Origin of the sequence: Rhizobium sp. CCGE531 (assembly GCF_003627795.1) — a bacterium.
Classification (GTDB): domain Bacteria; phylum Pseudomonadota; class Alphaproteobacteria; order Rhizobiales; family Rhizobiaceae; genus Rhizobium.
Genome location: NZ_CP032684.1, coordinates 3,648,622 through 3,664,502 on the forward strand (window position 1 = coordinate 3,648,622; position 15,881 = coordinate 3,664,502).

The following is a 15,881-nucleotide window of genomic DNA, read 5'->3' on the forward strand; positions in this document are numbered from 1 at the left end:
ATGGTTCGAAGAAGTTCAGGCTTTGCCGTTATGCGGTACGTGCCTTTTCGAAGCGCTTACGCTCGTTCGGGTCGAGGTACATCTTGCGCAGGCGAATAGACTTCGGCGTGACTTCCATCAGCTCGTCGTCCTGGATCCAGGAAAGCGCGCGGTCGAGCGTCATGCGGATCGGCGGCGTCAGCTTCACGGCTTCATCCTTGCCGGCGGCGCGGATGTTGGTCAGCTGCTTGCCCTTGAGCACGTTGACTTCGAGGTCGTTGTCGCGGGAATGAATGCCGATGATCATGCCGGCATAGACCTTTTCACCCGGTTCGATGATCATCGGACCGCGGTCTTCCAGGTTGAACATCGCGTAGGCGACGGCTTCGCCGGAGGCGTTGGAGAGCAGGACGCCGTTGGTGCGGCCGCCGATCGCGCCCTTGAAGGGCTGATAATCATGGAACAGACGGTTCATGATGGCGGTGCCGCGCGTATCAGTCAGCAGTTCCGACTGATAGCCGATGAGACCGCGGGTCGGCGCAAAGAATTTCAGGCGCAGGCGATTGCCGCCGGACGGACGAAGCTCGACCATTTCGGCCTTGCGCTCGGACATCTTCTGCACGACGACACCGGAATGTTCTTCATCGACGTCGATGACGACTTCTTCGATCGGCTCCAGCATCTGGCCGGTGGCTTCGTCCTTGTGCATGACGACGCGCGGACGCGATACGGCAAGCTCGAAGCCTTCGCGGCGCATGGTTTCGATCAGGACTGCGAGCTGCAATTCGCCACGGCCGGAGACGTAGAACGAGTCCTTGCCTTCGGCTTCTTCGATCTTCAGCGCGACGTTGCCTTCGGCTTCCTTGAACAGGCGGTCGCGGATGACGCGCGAGGTAACCTTGTCGCCTTCGGTGCCGGCCAGCGGGCTGTCGTTAACGATAAAGGACATGGTGACGGTCGGCGGATCGATCGGCTGGGCGTGCAGCGCACCGGTGACGGACGGATCGCAGAACGTGTCGGCGACCGTGCCCTTGGACAGGCCGGCGATGGCGACGATATCGCCTGCATGGGCTTCCTCGATGGGCGTGCGCTCGATGCCGCGGAAGGCGAGGATCTTGGAAATGCGGCCGGTTTCGATCTGCTTGCCGTCCTGGCCCAGAACCTTGACGGCCTGGTTCGGCTTGATCGAACCGGAATGAATGCGGCCAGTAATGAGGCGGCCGAGGAACGGGTTGGCTTCGAGAAGCGTGCCGATCATGCGGAATGCGCCGTCTTCTTCGCCGACACTCGGCTCCGGCACATGCTTCAGCACGAGATCGAGAAGCGGGCCAAGGCCATCTTCAACTGGGCCTTCCGGTGAATAGTTCATCCAGCCGGCGCGGCCCGAGCCGTAAAGGATCGGAAAATCGAGCTGCTCGTCGGTGGCGTCGAGCGCTGCGAACAGATCGAAGACTTCGTTGATGACTTCTTCGTGGCGAGCGTCCGGACGGTCGATCTTGTTGATCGCGACGATCGGGCGAAGGCCGACCTTCAGCGCCTTGCCGACGACGAACTTGGTCTGCGGCATCGGGCCTTCCGAGGAATCGACCAGCACGATGGCGCCATCGACCATCGAAAGGATACGCTCGACTTCACCGCCGAAGTCGGCGTGGCCGGGCGTGTCGACGATGTTGATGCGCGTGCCCTTCCAGACGACCGAAGTCGCCTTGGCGAGGATGGTGATGCCGCGCTCTTTTTCCAGATCGTTCGAATCCATCATGCGCTCAACGGTGCGCTGGTTCTCGCGGAAGGAACCGGACTGCTTCAGAAGCTCGTCAACGAGGGTGGTTTTCCCATGGTCAACGTGCGCGATGATCGCGATGTTGCGAAGTGCCATATGTCTTAATCTCTGAGGCTGGGGCGCAGTGTCTACTAAACACGCCAATTGCATTTGGCGCGCTCATAGCCTTTTTTTCGCGATTGCGAAAGGGGGGAGGCGCGAAAGGGGCTGAAAGCTTGCCCTTGCGCCCCAGGAATACATCAATCTCGTGCTGGCCGACAGCAAAGCCTCCGCTCCGCCATGCCGCCAAGATAAGCTGCACGCAGCGCCTTAGCCGGGATTTTTGCGACTCCGTCAGGCAGCCCGTTTCAGCAGCCATGCATCGTGATTCACCAGGAAGGCCTTGAGGCGATCGGGGTAGTCCTGCGTCACCGCATCCCGCACGCTTTGCCGCAAAGCCAGTTCCGCGCGCCATGCCATAACACGCGGCAGCGCATCGAATATTCCCGTCGGTGTGATGGCATCGAACACTTCGAAATAACGAAAGATGGCGGCGAAGACCGCATCGACCAGGCTGAACGCCTTACCGGCGAAAAACGGCCCGTCGCTCAGCTCGGCATCGACGCGACCGAACTTCTCGATGAGCGCCTTGCGCTTGGCCTCATAGGCTCCCTCGTCCTTCGCGGTCTCGAACCCCCACAAGTCCGAAAGGATCGAGGAGCCGAACTCGATCCAGCCGCGATGGCGGGCACGTGCCAGCGGATCGGCTGGGTGGAGCCGAGCGCCAGACTGGGTTTCCTCGAGATATTCGCAGATCACTGCGCTTTCGAACAATACCGTTTCTGACCCGTCGCCCTGCCGCACGATCAGAAGGGGCACCTTGCCGAGCGGAGAAATGGCAAGAAACCAGTCGGGCTTTGCCGACAGATCGACATAGCAGATCTCAAATGGCACGGACTTTTCGGCAAGTGTGATGGCCGCCCGCTGGACGTAGGGGCAAAGGTAATGGCTGACGAGGATCAGCTTTGCGTCGGACATGGTCAAATCTCCTAGACTACATTTCATGTAGATGTAATTGCATCTATATCCGGACTTGCCACGGTCGTCAATATAGATGTAATTGCATCAATGTCCGATTATTCAGATGCCACCCCCGTAAAGCCCTCCCCTGCCATCACGCGAGCATGGGTGCACCTCATGCGTGCCCAGCAAATCACTCTCGCGGCAATCGAGCAGGATTTGAAGGCGGCCGACCTGCCGCCGCTTGGCTGGTATGACGTGCTGCTGGAGCTGGCGCGGGCCACGGACGGTAGATTGCGGCCCTATGAGATCGAGGAGCGCACGCTGCTTGCCCAGCATAACCTGTCCCGCCTTCTCGACCGGATGGAAAAGGCTGGCTTTGTTCACCGCGAGGTATTTTCCGAGGACGGACGAGGCCGGTGGGTGGTTATCACCGAGGCGGGGAGTGCGATGCGGAACGGCATATGGACCGTTTATGCCTCGGCGCTCCAACGCCACCTCGGCGATAAGCTGGACGACGCCCAAGCCGGTCAACTGGCCGAGCTGTTAGCTGCGCTTTCGCGCAAATCCTGATCCGCAATGCAAAATCGCTCCAAACCAAGCACGGTCACACAAATCGGTCGCGAAAGTTGACCTTCCGCGACTGACCTTGCGACAGGCCGAAGGTGGAGAATCAGGCCGCCAGCCCCTTCTTCTTCAGCATCGCATCCGCACTAGGCAGCTTGCCGCGAAAGGCCTTATAGGCATCTTCCGGGTCGATCGAGCCACCGACGGAATAGATGTTGCCCTTCAGTTTTGCAGCCATATCCGGATTGAAGGCATCGCCGGTTTCCTCGAAAGCAGCGAAGGCATCGGCATCGAGCACTTCCGACCACATGTAGGAATAATAGCCCGCCGAATAGCCGTCGCCGGAAAACACATGTTGGAAGTGCGGCGTCGCATGGCGCATGACGATCGATTTCGGCATGCCGATCTCGGCAAGCACTTCCCCCTGCACCGTCATCGGATTCTCGACCACGCCGCGGGTATGGAAGGCCATGTCGACCAGAGCCGAGGAGGTGAACTCGACGGTGTTGAAGCCGGCATTGAAGGTGCGGGCCGCCAGCACCTTGTCGAGCAGCGCTTGTGGGATCGGCGCGCCGGTCTCGTAGTGGACGGCGTATTCCTTGAGGATGGCAGGCACCGTCAGCCAGTGCTCGTAGAGCTGCGACGGCAGTTCGACGAAATCGCGGGAAACGCCGGTGCCCGATACCGAGGGATAGGTGACATTGGAGAGCATTCCGTGCAGCGCATGCCCGAATTCGTGGAACAGCGTGCGCGCGTCGTCGAGCGACAACAGTGCCGGCTTGCCCTCCGCCGGCTTGGCGAAATTGCAGACATTATAGATGATCGGCAGCTCGCCGACCTGGCCGTTCTTCAGCGGCAGCTTATGCTGCGACTGGAACGAACTCATCCAGGCGCCGGAACGCTTGGAGCTGCGGGCGAAGTAATCGCCGAGGAACAGGGCGACGAGCTTGTCGGAGCGGTCGCGGATCTCGAAGACGCGCACGTCCGGATGATAGGCGGGAATGCCCTTCTGCTCGACGGCCTTGATGCCGAAGAGGCGGCCGGCAACATCGAAGCAGGCAGCGATGATCTTTTCGAGCTGCAGATAGGGCTTCAGTTCGGTTTCGGAGAAATCAAACTTCCGCGTCCGGATCTTCTCGGCATAGTGCCGCCAGTCCCAGGGCATGACCTCGTGATTGCGGCCTTCCTCGGCGATGAGCCCGGCAATATCCCTTTCCTCTTCTCCCGCGCGTGCGGTCGCCTTCGTCCACACGGTCATCAGAAGATCGTTCACCGCTGCCGGCGTCTTCGCCATGGTGTTGTCGAGCTTGAGTTCGGCAAAGTTGGCATAACCGAGCAGCTTCGCCTTCTCCGCCCGCAGCGCCAGCGTCTCCCGGATGATTTCGCGGTTGTCGGTCTTGCCGCCATTGGCGCCGCGCGCCACCCAGGCGTTGAAGGCCTGCTCGCGCAGGTCGCGCCGTTCGGAGGACGTCAAGAACGGCTCGATGATCGAGCGCGACAGCGTGACGGCATATTTGCCTTCGTCGCCGCGTTCGCGGGCAGCCGCCGCCATCGCATCCCGCAGATAGTCGGGAAGGCCTGCAAGATCGGCCTCTTCCGACAAAAGCAGCGCCCAGTCCTTTTCATCCGCGAGCACGTTCTGGCCGAACTGCGCGCCAAGGCCGGCGAGCTTCTCGTTGATTGCCGAGAGCCGCTCCTGCTCGGCCTTCGGCAGCTTGGCGCCCGACTTGACGAAACCCTTCCAATGCCGCTCCAGCACGCGGGTTTCCTCCAGCGTCAGTCCAAGGGCGTCGCGACCCTCCCAGAGCGCATCGAGGCGGGAAAAGAGCGCCGCATTCGTGCCGATCTTCGAATAGTGCCGCGCCATCTTCGGCGCTATCTCGCGCTCCAGCGCCTGGATGGTCTCGTTCGTATGGGCGCCCGCCTTGTTCCAGAAAAGCGCCGAGATGCGCGACAGCGCGTCGCCGGCGATTTCGAGCGCCGTCACGGTATTGCCGAAGGTCGGCGCCTCGCTGTCCGCTGCGATCGCATCGATCTCCGACTCGTGCGACGTGATCGCCGCGTCGAAGGCAGCGGCAAAATCCGTATCCTTTACCGCATCGAAACGCGGCAGCCCCTGATGTCCGGTCCATTCGGTGAGCGCAGGATTGACGGCGGTAAGGGAAGACATGCGAGGCGTCCTTTCGACAGACATCTGATCGAAGCACGATATAAGGCTACTCCCGCCGAATTGGTATGGCGCCGGGCCGAACAAATTGAACGAACAAATTGAATGAGGACGATCAGGCCTTGCGCCAGCCAAGCAAGCCCGGCGTAGCATGCCATAGCGCCTGCGCCGCGAAACCCATGAAGAGCACACCAGAGCAAAGCACGATCAGCCGCTCGTGGGCGCGATAGAAACGCCGAACGGAGCCGGCGCCGATGATGCTGATCAGGATGAGATCGGCCGTTATGAAGCCGACGAAGGAAACGACAAGCAGCAGCGGCAGCGCGCTGAAGGTCAGCGCGCCGGCGGAGCCTGCGACAAGGGCCGTGAAGGTCGCCAGAGCGACGGGATAGCCCTTCGGATTGGTAACGCCGAAAATCAGGCCACGACGGAAGGGCCGCTCGACATTGACGAGCGATTTGCCTTCGCCCTTCGGCTTGGCGGTCACGGCGCTCCAGCCGATCCAGGCAAGATAGAAACCGCATAGCAATCCGAGCAGATCGAAGACGAAGGTGCCGATGGTCTTTGCGCCGACGATGGCGACCAATGCAAGCGTGGACCAGACGAGATCGCCTAGCAGATGGCCGCTGACGAAGAATGCGCCCGCCTTGCGCCCCTGCCCCGCGCCGATGCCCAGCAGCGCCAGAAAAGCAGGGCCGGGAATAAGGACATAGAAGAGCGCGGCCAGAAAAGCGCCTACAACAAGTGATTGCGTCATGATGGGCGTTCCCGCTGGCAGTCGCGCGAGAGTAGCAATCTGTGGAACCCGGTCAAGCGGCAGCGCGTTTTCGGACAGAAGAAGTCGTTGTGTTCATGGGACGAAATCAATAAGAACGTAGTGGGGCCTAAAAATTAAAGAGCGTAGGTAGGGAAGCGCTTATGACCAGCAGGATTAATACGGATTCGCTCGCCTTTCTTGTGAGCGATTGCGCCCGATTGATCAGGACGGCCTTCGAGAGACGTATTCTCGTCGCAGGGCTCGGACTGACGGCGGGCGAAGCACGGACGCTGATGCAGGTCGCCGCCATCAACGGCAGCCGCCAGCTCGACATCGCCTCCCGGATGGGGCTGGAGCCGATGACGGTCAGCGCCTTTCTGGACAAGCTGCAGGCACGCGGCTTGATCGAACGCCAGCCCGATCCGCTCGATCGCCGCGCCAAGCGGATCGTACTTTCGGAATCTGCCGACGCCAAGCTGAAGCAGATCGACAGAGAAATCTGCGAAGTCGAACGCAATGCGACGCAAGGCTTCGATAAGGATCTTCAACTTCAGTTGCATGACGCACTCTGCGCCTTCCGCAGCAATCTGCAGAAGGCCGAAGCGCCTGTCGAAGTCGAGCGCGAATTACGGCCGGTCGATTAATTCCGGCCGTCGATTCCATAAGAAAGCCCGCCTCCGGTGACCGGAAGCGGGCTTTTCAGTATATGGAAACATCGATTACTTCGACAGATTGCGCTTGGCGAGCGTGCGCAGGCGCAACGCATTCAACTTGATGAAGCCGGCCGCATCCTTCTGGTCGTAGGCGCCCTGGTCGTCCTCGAAAGTGACGAGCTTGTCGGAATAGAGTGACTTCGGGCTTTCGCGGCCGATGGTCATGACATTGCCCTTGTAGAGCTTCAGCGTCACTTCGCCTTCGACATGCTCCTGGCTCTTGTCGATGAGGGCCTGCAGCATCTCGCGCTCCGGCGAGAACCAGAAGCCGTAATAAATCAGCTCGGCATAACGCGGCATCAGCTCGTCCTTGAGGTGCGCGGCACCGCGATCGAGCGTGATGGATTCGATGGCGCGATGGGCTGCCAGCAGGATCGTGCCGCCGGGGGTCTCGTAGACGCCGCGCGACTTCATGCCGACATAGCGGTTCTCGACGAGGTCGAGGCGGCCGATGCCGTTGTCGCGGCCGTAGTCGTTGAGGGTGGCGAGCAGCGTTGCCGGGCTCAGGCGCTTGCCGTTGATCGAAACGGCATCACCCTTTTCGAAGCCGACCTTGATGATCGTAGCCTTGTCGGGAGCGGCTTCGGGAGAAATCGTGCGCATATGCACATATTCCGGGGCTTCCTGGGCCGGATCTTCCAGAACCTTGCCTTCGGAAGAAGAGTGCAGCAGGTTCGCGTCGACGGAGAACGGCGCCTCGCCCTTCTTATCCTTGGCAACCGGGATCTGGTGCTTCTCGGCAAATTCGAGCAGGTCGGTGCGGCTTTTGAACGACCAGTCACGCCAGGGGGCGATGATCTTGATGTCCGGGTTCAGCGCATAGGCCGACAGTTCGAAGCGAACCTGGTCGTTGCCCTTGCCGGTCGCGCCATGCGCGATGGCATCGGCGCCGGTCTTCTTGGCGATCTCGATCAGATGCTTGGAGATCAGCGGCCGGGCGATAGACGTGCCGAGCAGATAGACGCCTTCATAAACGGCGTTGGCGCGGAACATCGGGAAGACGAAATCGCGCACGAATTCCTCGCGCACATCCTCGATATAGATTTCCTTGATGCCAAGCAGCTCGGCCTTCTTGCGCGCCGGCTCCAGCTCTTCGCCCTGGCCGAGATCGGCGGTGAAGGTGACGACTTCGGCACCCAGTTCCGTCTGCAGCCACTTCAGGATAATCGAGGTGTCGAGGCCGCCGGAATAGGCGAGAACGACTTTCTTCACGTCTTTATGTGATGCCATGATGAGTTCCGTTTCGAGGCGGGCCAGAGGAAAGGCCCGCAAACCTGTATCGCGGAACTTTTAGCGAGATTATCGCAAGGCGCAAGGGGAAGCGCGAGCTGGATGTTTCGCAGGACAGCGTCAGAGATGAGCACCGATATTCATTCGCCGATGCAGGATGCGGATGATTGTGACCGTTTGAGCGCCATCTTTGTAGATGATGAAATGTGAGCCGGAGGCCAGAGCAAGATAATCAGGTTTGATACCGCTAACTTTGCGACCCCGGGCGGTTCCAGCTGCCAATTCCGGAAAACAACCAATCAGCTCGTTGTAGTAAGTATTTGCCTGCTGAAGAGACCAAGTCTCAAATGTGTATCGCCAAATAGCATCCAAATCCTGTCGCGCTTTCGGCAAGAGCTTATAGGATCGGCTTTTAGCGGACATATTTGCGGTGCAGCTCCGTCAGAAACGCCTCACCGTCAAACTCCTCCGGCTCTCCCGAGGCCTCGCCCTCGGCAATGGCGATCGCAATCGCTTCTATTTCCGCCCGGCTGCGCAATAGTTTCAGTGCCGCGTCAATGACCTCGCTCGGCGAAGCGTAGTTGCCGTGGCTGATCTGCTCGCCGATGAATGCCGCCATCTGCTCGTCGATGTCTATGGACACATGCTTTGTCACCCGCCGGCCTCCAACTGGTTTGACTTGGTTCCCGAAAGTACCATATTCGGCGGCGACCGAACAATGCCTGGGGAGGACCTGCCCGTGACCGATATTAAAGAGATTTTCAAGAAATCCAATGTTGCCGTCATCACCGGAGGCGCATCGGGCATCGGCTTTGCAGCGGCGAAATATTTCGCCTCGCTCGGCATGAGCGTCGTCATCGCCGATCTCGGCGGCGACCGGCTGGCGCAAGCGGCCGCCGAACTCAAGGCGATCACCGGCGAAGAGCATGTCATGGCCGTGGAGACCGATGTCGCCAGCAAGGATGCGCTGGAAGCGTTGCAGCGCGCCGTCCTGCAGCGCTTCGGCCGAGTGCATGTGCTGATGAACAATGCCGGCATCGGTCCGGAGACCTCGGTCTTCAGCGCCCAGGCCGGTTGGGATGCCATCCTCGGCGTCAACCTCCTCGGCGTCATCAATGGCACGCGCGCCTTCGGACCCGGCATGCTGGCGCATGGCGAACCGGGTGTCATCATCAACACCGGCTCGAAGCAGGGCATCACCACACCCCCAGGCAATCCCGCCTACAATGTCTCGAAGGCCGGCGTGAAGGTCTTCACCGAAGCGCTGCAGCACGAATTGCGCAATACGGACGGCGCGAAGATATCGGCCCATCTCCTCATTCCCGGCTTCGTCTTCACCGGTCTGACCAAGGGCGAGCGCCGGGAAAAGCCCGCCGGTGCCTGGACGCCGGAGCAGACGATCGAGTTCATGGTCGAAAGCCTGGAGCGTGGCGATTTCTATATCCTTTGCCCCGACAACGATGTCGCCCGGCCTGTCGACGAGCGCCGCATGCTTTGGGCCGCCGGCGATATCGTCGAGAACCGCCCGCCGCTGTCGCGCTGGCACCCCGACTATGCCGATCAATTCAAGACCTTCCTCGAAAAGAAGGATTGATTTGCAATCCCCTGAAAGCCGGATAAGAAAACGCTGAGCATCATCATCCGGCTTTCGGAGCGACTTTCATGGATTTCATACCCAGCCTGCCGACCCTCTTCGCCTTTGCGGCAGCGAGCCTGTTGCTGGCCATGACGCCCGGCCCCGACATGACGTTGTCGATCAGCCGCGCGCTCGCACAGGGCAAGAAGCCGGCGCTCTTTGTCGTGCTCGGCACCAGCCTCGGCGTCGTCGTCCACACCTGCCTGGTGGCCTTCGGCATTTCGGCGCTGATAACAGCCTCTCCGCTTGCCTTCACCATGCTCAAGACCGGGGGTGCTGCCTATCTGCTCTGGCTGGCGATCCAGGCGATCCGCTTCGGCTCCAGCCTGTCGGTCAAAAAGGTCGATGCCATCAAGGGCACGCCGCTTGCCAATATTTCAACCGGCTTCTGGGTCAATCTGCTGAACCCGAAGGTCATCATCTTCTTCATGACCTTCCTGCCGCAGTTCGTCACGGCGGGCGATCCGGCCGTCACGCACAAGCTGCTCTTCCTCGGCTTCTTCTTCATCGTCATCGGCATGCCGGTGAACATGCTCGTCGTTCTTGCCGCCGACGGCCTGTCGTCGTGGCTGCAGAGGAACCGCGGCGTGATGCGCGGCCTCGACTACACCTTTGCCGGCGTCTTCTCGATTTTCGCGATGAAGATCTTCTTCACTCAGGCTCGTTGAGCATGGAACAGCGACCGGCAAACCGGCCGGCAATCCACCAATAGACGGTGGCGCTGGCTGTGCCCAGAAAGGCGAAGCAGACCGCAATGGTGATCAGATTGAGGGTCTGCGGTCGTTCCACGCCGCCGGATATCAGGATGGAAGCCACGGCCGACAGAATGGCCCCATAGATCGCGTAGCCGTACCAGCGGCGAACCCGCCGCCATTCGAGAATGGGGATGACGACAAGGGACGGCAGGATGCTGACGATCAGCGCGACCTTCGTCAACGCGACGGTCAGAACGAAAAGCTCGGGTGCCGCGGTCTCCGGCACTGTCCATGCGGCAGCACAGGCGAGTACGAAGCCCATCAGAACGCAAGCGGCGAGATAGCCCCATAAGAGCCGTATCGGCTTGCGCAGTCCGAGAAGCATCGATCTCAATCCTCGCCGTGATTGGCGATCATCATGGCTTCGAAAGCCAACCGCTCCGTCTTGCGCATGCGCTCCGACTCCGACTTCAGCTGACCGCAGGCGGCGAGAATGTCGCGCCCGCGCGGCGTGCGGATCGGCGAGGCATAGCCGGCCGAATTGATGAAATCGGCAAACTTCTCGATCTGCTCCCAGTCGGAACACTGGTAGTTCGTGCCCGGCCAGGGATTGAAGGGGATCAGATTGATCTTGGCCGGAATGCCCTTCAGAAGCTGGATCAGCCCCTTGGCATCCTCGAGGCTGTCGTTGACGCCCTTCAGCATCACATATTCGAAGGTGATGCGCCGGGCATTCGAGAGGCCGGGATAGGCGCGGCAGGCGTCCATCAGCTCCTTCAGCGGATATTTCTTGTTGATCGGCACCAGCATGTCGCGCAGATCGTCGCGCACGGCGTGCAGCGAAATCGCCAGCATGACGCCGATCTCGTCGCCGGTGCGATAGATTTCCGGCACGACGCCCGAGGTCGAAAGGGTGATGCGCCGCTTTGAAAGCGACAGGCCGTCGCCGTCGGATGCGATCAGCAGCGCCGTCTTGACGCTGTCGAAATTGTAGAGCGGCTCGCCCATGCCCATCATGACGATGTTGCTGACCTTGCGTCCCTCAGCCGGCATGATCGTGCCTTGCGGCGCTTCGCGGTCCGGGAAATCGCCGAGACGGTCGCGCGCCAGAAGCAGCTGCGACAGGATTTCCTCCGCCGTCAAGTTGCGCACCAGGCGCTGCGTGCCGGTATGACAGAAGGAACAGGTGAGCGAACAGCCGACCTGGCTGGAAATGCAAAGCGTGCCGCGACCTTCTTCCGGGATGTAGACGGCCTCGATCTCGACGGGCCGGCCGGCGCCGCGCGGCGGAAAGCGCAACAGCCATTTGCGGGTGCCGTCATTGGAAACCTGCTCCTCGACGATCTCGGGACGGGCGATGGTGAAATGCGTCTTCAGCATTTCGCGCATGTCCTTCGAGACATTCGCCATGGCATCGAAATCGGAGACGCCGCGCACATAGATCCAGTTCCAGAGCTGGCTGACGCGCATCTTGATCTGCTTGTCGGCGACGCCCTTTTCCTTGAGGGCAGCACCCATTTCCTCGCGCGTCAGGCCGATCAGCGACGGCTTCGGCGAGAGCTCGACCGGCTGCGACATGGGCATCGGCTTGAGCCTGGAGGGGGTCATGACATCGGTGGCGGACATAGGATCGTTCCAACGGTTCACATCGGCGATGCCGCAAAAGCCGACGATAGCTGCGGATGCGGGCAAGGCACGGAAATCTGAAGATTCATGCGGTGGCGGGACAAGCTGTCTGCCGGACACCTGCTGTTGGCGCGGCCTTTAGCATTAATTTCCGCTCGCGTCATCCCTTTCCCTAAAAAGCGAGTTTAGCTCTAAAAAGCAAAAGGCCGGTCGATATGGCCGGCCTCGTCATTGCGGTCGCCGCGGCATAGGGATCACGTTTTCGTGATCCCTATGCCTTCGATCTTACTTGCAGTTTTCAATCTGCTTGAGCGCAGCGCTGACGCCCTTCAGCGAATAGGTGTAGGAGGTCGCCGTACCCTTCTTCGAGGTCGCCGAAACCTTCAGCGAATGGCCTGATTTCAGCGCGGCGACCAGAGCCGGCTCCTGCGCGGCGTTTTCGACCCAGGCGGCTTTGTCCTTGGTGAACATCACGAAGGTCTTGTTGTCGATGATGACGTTGACCTTGGAACTATCCTTGAGCGGATAGCCCATCATCGCCTGCGGCTCATAGGAAATATTCTGGCCCGGGCGCTGTGACACGATGAAGAAATTGTCGCCATGGTCGATGCCCGTCGTCGGCGCCTTCGCTGTGGGCACCGAGAGAACGTAGCACACCTTTCCGCCGGCGGACTGATAGGAATAAGCGCCCCAGGCTTCGAACTGCTGAATGCGCGTGGGAGCTGCTGGCGCGGCCGCTGTCGCCGCCGGTGCCTGCTGCGTCTGCTTCTGCTTCTTGGTCTGCGCGGACGCGATGCCGGTTCCGGCCAGAACGAGCGAGAGGGCGATTGCGAAGCTTTTTACAAACATGGTTTCCTGCCGATTTCTTGCGATCCAGAGCTCATGGCGATTCGATTGACGCACGCCTGTGCTCGTGAGCTGCCTTATTTTGACTTTATTCAGGTTACCAAACCGTCAACGGAGCGCTGCCGCCACCGGCTCCGTGCCATTTCAATCCAGTTATCGCGCAAAGCTTGAAACGCATCAGAAGGAATTGGAAAACCCGGATGGTGAAGTACCACCCTGCAGGTTCGATTTAAGACAGAAAGATTCGGGCAAGAATTTGACCTCGCTAAAATCAGGGAGGCCTCATAAATCTCTGGAAACCCGAAAGAATTCAGATCGGCCCCGCAAAACGAGCATCAGGCCGTCTTGACGGCCTCGGGCTCGCTCTCCAGCGCGCGGTCGGCGGCGTCGTAATGTTCCTGGCGGATATGGCCCCTGATCATGCTGAAAGCGAGCGTCAGCACCGCGACATCATCGGAAAAGCCGATGACGGCAAAGAAATCGGGGATAATATCGATCGGCATGACGAAATAGCCGAGTGCCGCCAGCAGGATGCCGCGCACACGCGTCGGCGTCTGCGGGTCGAAGGCACAATAGAAGGCGGCCACGACGTCGCGGGAAAAGGGAATATGGCGAGCTGCCTTTCGCAAGGTCGGCCAGAATTTGCTGCGCACCGATTTCTCCTGCTCTTTTTGGGTCTCTTCGTCACCAGGCATCAGGATTTCCCCATACTTGATGTCATCCATTCCATTTCACCTCTAGCGAGGCCCGTCGCCCGGGCCGGGTAAACATATGGTGATCGCTTGCCGCGATTCAATCGAGCCGGCGCGCCACCGCCTTTTCCATTGCCTTGGCCAGCTTGACGTCATGGTCGGTCAGGCCGCCGACGTCGTGCGTCGTCAGCTTCACCTCGACCCGGGAATAGACGTTGAACCATTCCGGATGGTGGTTGAATTTTTCCGCGGCAAGCGCGGCTTCCGTCATGAAGCCGAAGGCCTCGACGAAATTGCGGAATTTGAAGGTCTTCGAAATCGAAAGGCCGTCGTCCGCAAGCGCCCAGCCTGAAAGTTCCGCAAGATTTTCATCGATTGCCGTCCGGTCCAGCTTCTCGTATTTCATGGCAAACTACTCCTCTAGCGGTGAAACGATAGCATGGATCGTCACAGGATTCTTTTCGTCTGCGCCGGCAATATCTGCCGGTCACCCCTTGCCGAAGGCATATTCAGGCATCTGGCGGGCGAGGCCGGCCGCTCGGACGAATTCGAAATCGATTCCGCCGGCACCGGCGGCTGGCATCAAGGCGAGCGGCCGGATCGCCGCTCGATCGCCGTCGCGGCAGGTCACCGAATCGATATTTCACGCCAGCGCGCCCGGCGTATCGAACCTGCCGATTTCGGCAGGTTCGATCTGATCCTGGCAATGGATCAAGACAATTTGAAGAACTTGCGCAAGACGGCACCCGCCGATGCGCTCGGCAAACTGCATCTCTTCAATGCCCTCGCGCTCGGCAACAGCAGGGATATTCCGGACCCCTACTATGGCGATCGCGAGGATTTCGAGACGGTTTACACCATGCTCTTGGCGGGCTGCAGCGAGCTGTTGCCCAAGGCAGGGAAGGTGCTGCGCGGCTCGTGAAGCGGGAATATCTCTTCCGTGAGATAGGGGCCGCCGCCAACCGATTCGCGTGACGACAGAAGCACGAAGCGCCCCACCGTGAACGGCTGAGTATAGAAGTTGCCGCGACCGGAGAGATAGTGCACGACATCGTCGACCCGCGAGGACTTCAGCCTTGCGAGCGTAACATGCGGCGTGAACTTGCGGGGATCGGGCTGCAGGCCGATGCGCTGGCAGATGCGCTCGATCTCGCCTTGCAGCGCGTGCATGTCCGGCGTCTGCGAGACACCGGCCCAGACCGAATGCGGTTTCTTGGAGCCGAAGGAGCCAATGCCCTCCAGCCGAAGCTGGAACTCTGGGCGATCTATCCGGTCCAGCCGGTCGACGATCTCATCAGCCGTGCGGCCATCGACATCGCCGATGAACCGAAGGGTGATGTGATAATTTTCAACGTCGATCCACCTGGCTCCGGGAAGACCACCGCGCAACAACGAAAGGCTCATGGCCGCGTTGCGCGGAATTTCGAGGGCGGTAAAAAGTCTCGGCATGACGAGCACTCCCCGAATCTCTTGCAGGTACAAGTAGGGAATCACGCATTTGCAGTCGGTGCAAGCACCTATTTCGCACCTGCGTCAATCGTCCCTACAAAACTAATAACAGTCGGCAACATATGCTCGACCATCACATCCACGCCCTTGGGGTTCGGATGCATGCCATCGGCGAGCTGCAGATCCGCATGCGTGGCGACACCGTCGAGGAAGAACGGATAGAGGACAAGCTGGTATTTATCGGCAAGACGCTTGTAGATCGGGTTGAACTTGTCGGCGTAGTCAGGTCCCATGTTCGGCGGAGCCAGCATGCCAACGAGAAAGATCGGGATTTTTCTGCCCTTCAACCGCTCGATCATCGTTTCGAGGTTCTTTTCCGTCTGCTCCGGCGGAATGCCGCGCAGCGCGTCGTTGGCGCCGAGCTCGAGGATGACGCCGTCGGTGCCGTCGGGCACCGACCAATCTATGCGCGCGAGCCCGCCCGAGGTCGTATCGCCCGAGACGCCGGCATCGGCGACGGCGAGATCCAGCCCCTTCGCCTTCAGCGCCGCCTCCAGCTTGGTGGGAAAGCCATCGCCAGGCGGCAACTGATAACCCGCCATCAAGCTATCGCCGAAGCCGACGAGCTGGATGGTCCGCGCGTTCGCAGCGCCCATCGCGCCAAACAAAAGACCGAAAGTGATGACAGCGAAGTGAAGCGCGACAACTTTAAAACCCATGATCCATTCCCTAAATTCGCTGCTCG

The 15,881-nt window shown here is 60.1% G+C and carries 19 protein-coding genes; 5 read left to right on the forward strand and 14 right to left on the reverse strand.

All coding sequences use genetic code 11. From position 1 onward, the window contains the following. Nucleotides 1-28: 28 nt before the first annotated feature. Nucleotides 29-1,855, reverse strand: a complete 1,827-nt coding sequence (typA, locus tag CCGE531_RS17790; RefSeq protein ID WP_120665689.1) for a translational GTPase TypA — start codon at nt 1,853-1,855, stop codon at nt 29-31. Nucleotides 1,856-2,092: 237 nt separating this feature from the next. Further along, nucleotides 2,093-2,776 (reverse strand): glutathione S-transferase family protein, encoded by a 684-nt coding sequence (locus CCGE531_RS17795; protein ID WP_120665691.1) that lies wholly within the window; start codon nt 2,774-2,776, stop codon nt 2,093-2,095. Nucleotides 2,777-2,866: 90 nt separating this feature from the next. Between CCGE531_RS17795 and CCGE531_RS17800 the strand changes: the two genes are divergently transcribed. Then, a complete protein-coding gene (locus tag CCGE531_RS17800) occupies nt 2,867-3,331 on the forward strand; it encodes a MarR family winged helix-turn-helix transcriptional regulator (RefSeq protein WP_162943924.1) in 465 nt (154 codons plus the stop codon). 100 nt (nt 3,332-3,431) lie between these two features. On the opposite strand, the gene CCGE531_RS17805 is transcribed toward CCGE531_RS17800, so the two are convergent. After that, nucleotides 3,432-5,495, reverse strand: coding sequence for a M3 family metallopeptidase (locus tag CCGE531_RS17805; protein WP_120665696.1), 2,064 nt, complete (start codon nt 5,493-5,495; stop codon nt 3,432-3,434). Nucleotides 5,496-5,607: 112 nt separating this feature from the next. Next, nucleotides 5,608-6,249 carry a LysE family translocator gene (locus CCGE531_RS17810; RefSeq protein ID WP_120665699.1) on the reverse strand — a complete coding sequence of 214 codons (642 nt, stop codon included), beginning with the start codon at nt 6,247-6,249 and terminating at the stop codon, nt 5,608-5,610. A 161-nt stretch (nt 6,250-6,410) separates the two neighbouring features. Between CCGE531_RS17810 and CCGE531_RS17815 the strand changes: the two genes are divergently transcribed. Continuing rightward, nucleotides 6,411-6,893, forward strand: a complete 483-nt coding sequence (locus CCGE531_RS17815) for a MarR family winged helix-turn-helix transcriptional regulator (protein ID WP_120665702.1) — start codon at nt 6,411-6,413, stop codon at nt 6,891-6,893. 75 nt (nt 6,894-6,968) lie between these two features. Here CCGE531_RS17815 and CCGE531_RS17820 read toward each other — a convergent pair whose 3' ends face one another. From CCGE531_RS17820 to CCGE531_RS17830, 3 genes are all read right to left on the reverse strand, one after another. Beyond that, on the reverse strand, nt 6,969-8,192 hold the full coding sequence (locus CCGE531_RS17820; protein WP_120666927.1) for an argininosuccinate synthase: 1,224 nt from the start codon (nt 8,190-8,192) through the stop codon (nt 6,969-6,971). A gap of 120 nt (nt 8,193-8,312) precedes the next feature. Next, complete coding sequence (locus CCGE531_RS17825; RefSeq protein ID WP_120665705.1) at nt 8,313-8,615, reverse strand: type II toxin-antitoxin system RelE/ParE family toxin; 303 nt, start codon at nt 8,613-8,615, stop codon at nt 8,313-8,315. Then, a complete protein-coding gene (locus CCGE531_RS17830) occupies nt 8,605-8,847 on the reverse strand; it encodes a type II toxin-antitoxin system ParD family antitoxin (protein ID WP_120665708.1) in 243 nt (80 codons plus the stop codon). Before CCGE531_RS17830 ends, CCGE531_RS17825 begins: the two co-directional genes overlap by 11 nt. A gap of 84 nt (nt 8,848-8,931) precedes the next feature. Between CCGE531_RS17830 and CCGE531_RS17835 the strand changes: the two genes are divergently transcribed. Further along, a complete protein-coding gene (locus tag CCGE531_RS17835; RefSeq protein ID WP_120665711.1) occupies nt 8,932-9,786 on the forward strand; it encodes an SDR family NAD(P)-dependent oxidoreductase in 855 nt (284 codons plus the stop codon). Between the two features lie 68 nt (nt 9,787-9,854). Continuing rightward, nucleotides 9,855-10,496, forward strand: a complete 642-nt coding sequence (locus CCGE531_RS17840) for a LysE family translocator (protein WP_120665714.1) — start codon at nt 9,855-9,857, stop codon at nt 10,494-10,496. Here the strand turns inward: CCGE531_RS17840 and CCGE531_RS17845 are convergent. The 5 genes from CCGE531_RS17845 to CCGE531_RS17865 form a co-directional block, all read right to left on the reverse strand. Next, on the reverse strand, nt 10,480-10,908 hold the full coding sequence (locus CCGE531_RS17845) for a hypothetical protein (RefSeq protein WP_120665717.1): 429 nt from the start codon (nt 10,906-10,908) through the stop codon (nt 10,480-10,482). The two genes, CCGE531_RS17840 and CCGE531_RS17845, sit on opposite strands and share 17 nt — an antisense overlap. Before the next feature lie 5 nt (nt 10,909-10,913). Beyond that, a complete protein-coding gene (gene rlmN, locus CCGE531_RS17850) occupies nt 10,914-12,149 on the reverse strand; it encodes a 23S rRNA (adenine(2503)-C(2))-methyltransferase RlmN (protein WP_120666929.1) in 1,236 nt (411 codons plus the stop codon). 285 nt (nt 12,150-12,434) lie between these two features. Beyond that, entirely contained in the window at nt 12,435-12,998 is a 564-nt protein-coding gene (locus tag CCGE531_RS17855; protein ID WP_120665720.1) for an invasion associated locus B family protein, read from the reverse strand. Nucleotides 12,999-13,330: 332 nt separating this feature from the next. Next, nucleotides 13,331-13,720, reverse strand: a complete 390-nt coding sequence (locus tag CCGE531_RS17860; protein WP_120665723.1) for a YkvA family protein — start codon at nt 13,718-13,720, stop codon at nt 13,331-13,333. A 67-nt stretch (nt 13,721-13,787) separates the two neighbouring features. Further along, entirely contained in the window at nt 13,788-14,093 is a 306-nt protein-coding gene (locus CCGE531_RS17865) for a 4a-hydroxytetrahydrobiopterin dehydratase (RefSeq protein WP_120665726.1), read from the reverse strand. A 33-nt stretch (nt 14,094-14,126) separates the two neighbouring features. On the opposite strand from CCGE531_RS17865, the gene CCGE531_RS17870 reads away from it, so the two are divergent. Then, entirely contained in the window at nt 14,127-14,609 is a 483-nt protein-coding gene (locus CCGE531_RS17870; RefSeq protein WP_120665728.1) for a low molecular weight protein-tyrosine-phosphatase, read from the forward strand. Here the strand turns inward: CCGE531_RS17870 and thpR are convergent. After that, entirely contained in the window at nt 14,540-15,136 is a 597-nt protein-coding gene (gene thpR / locus CCGE531_RS17875; RefSeq protein ID WP_120665731.1) for an RNA 2',3'-cyclic phosphodiesterase, read from the reverse strand. The two genes, CCGE531_RS17870 and thpR, sit on opposite strands and share 70 nt — an antisense overlap. Nucleotides 15,137-15,204: 68 nt before the next feature. Continuing rightward, the gene (locus tag CCGE531_RS17880; protein ID WP_120665734.1) at nt 15,205-15,855 is read right to left on the reverse strand and encodes an arylesterase; all 651 of its coding nucleotides are present in this window, start codon (nt 15,853-15,855) and stop codon (nt 15,205-15,207) included. Nucleotides 15,856-15,881 lie beyond the last annotated feature (26 nt).

Excerpts from the sequence above, each read along its gene's own strand:
- typA (WP_120665689.1), bottom strand. The coding sequence starts at position 1,855 with ATGGCACTTCGCAACATCGCGATCATCGCGCACGTTGACCATGGGAAA.
- CCGE531_RS17795 (WP_120665691.1), bottom strand. The coding sequence starts at position 2,776 with ATGTCCGACGCAAAGCTGATCCTCGTCAGCCATTACCTTTGCCCCTAC.
- CCGE531_RS17800 (WP_162943924.1), top strand. The coding sequence starts at position 2,867 with ATGTCCGATTATTCAGATGCCACCCCCGTAAAGCCCTCCCCTGCCATC.
- CCGE531_RS17805 (WP_120665696.1), bottom strand. The coding sequence starts at position 5,495 with ATGTCTTCCCTTACCGCCGTCAATCCTGCGCTCACCGAATGGACCGGA.
- CCGE531_RS17810 (WP_120665699.1), bottom strand. The coding sequence starts at position 6,249 with ATGACGCAATCACTTGTTGTAGGCGCTTTTCTGGCCGCGCTCTTCTAT.
- CCGE531_RS17815 (WP_120665702.1), top strand. The coding sequence starts at position 6,411 with ATGACCAGCAGGATTAATACGGATTCGCTCGCCTTTCTTGTGAGCGAT.
- CCGE531_RS17820 (WP_120666927.1), bottom strand. The coding sequence starts at position 8,192 with ATGGCATCACATAAAGACGTGAAGAAAGTCGTTCTCGCCTATTCCGGC.
- CCGE531_RS17825 (WP_120665705.1), bottom strand. The coding sequence starts at position 8,615 with ATGTCCGCTAAAAGCCGATCCTATAAGCTCTTGCCGAAAGCGCGACAG.
- CCGE531_RS17840 (WP_120665714.1), top strand. The coding sequence starts at position 9,855 with ATGGATTTCATACCCAGCCTGCCGACCCTCTTCGCCTTTGCGGCAGCG.
- CCGE531_RS17845 (WP_120665717.1), bottom strand. The coding sequence starts at position 10,908 with ATGCTTCTCGGACTGCGCAAGCCGATACGGCTCTTATGGGGCTATCTC.
- rlmN (WP_120666929.1), bottom strand. The coding sequence starts at position 12,149 with ATGTCCGCCACCGATGTCATGACCCCCTCCAGGCTCAAGCCGATGCCC.
- CCGE531_RS17855 (WP_120665720.1), bottom strand. The coding sequence starts at position 12,998 with ATGTTTGTAAAAAGCTTCGCAATCGCCCTCTCGCTCGTTCTGGCCGGA.
- CCGE531_RS17860 (WP_120665723.1), bottom strand. The coding sequence starts at position 13,720 with ATGGATGACATCAAGTATGGGGAAATCCTGATGCCTGGTGACGAAGAG.
- CCGE531_RS17865 (WP_120665726.1), bottom strand. The coding sequence starts at position 14,093 with ATGAAATACGAGAAGCTGGACCGGACGGCAATCGATGAAAATCTTGCG.
- CCGE531_RS17870 (WP_120665728.1), top strand. The coding sequence starts at position 14,127 with ATGGATCGTCACAGGATTCTTTTCGTCTGCGCCGGCAATATCTGCCGG.
- thpR (WP_120665731.1), bottom strand. The coding sequence starts at position 15,136 with ATGCCGAGACTTTTTACCGCCCTCGAAATTCCGCGCAACGCGGCCATG.
- CCGE531_RS17880 (WP_120665734.1), bottom strand. The coding sequence starts at position 15,855 with ATGGGTTTTAAAGTTGTCGCGCTTCACTTCGCTGTCATCACTTTCGGT.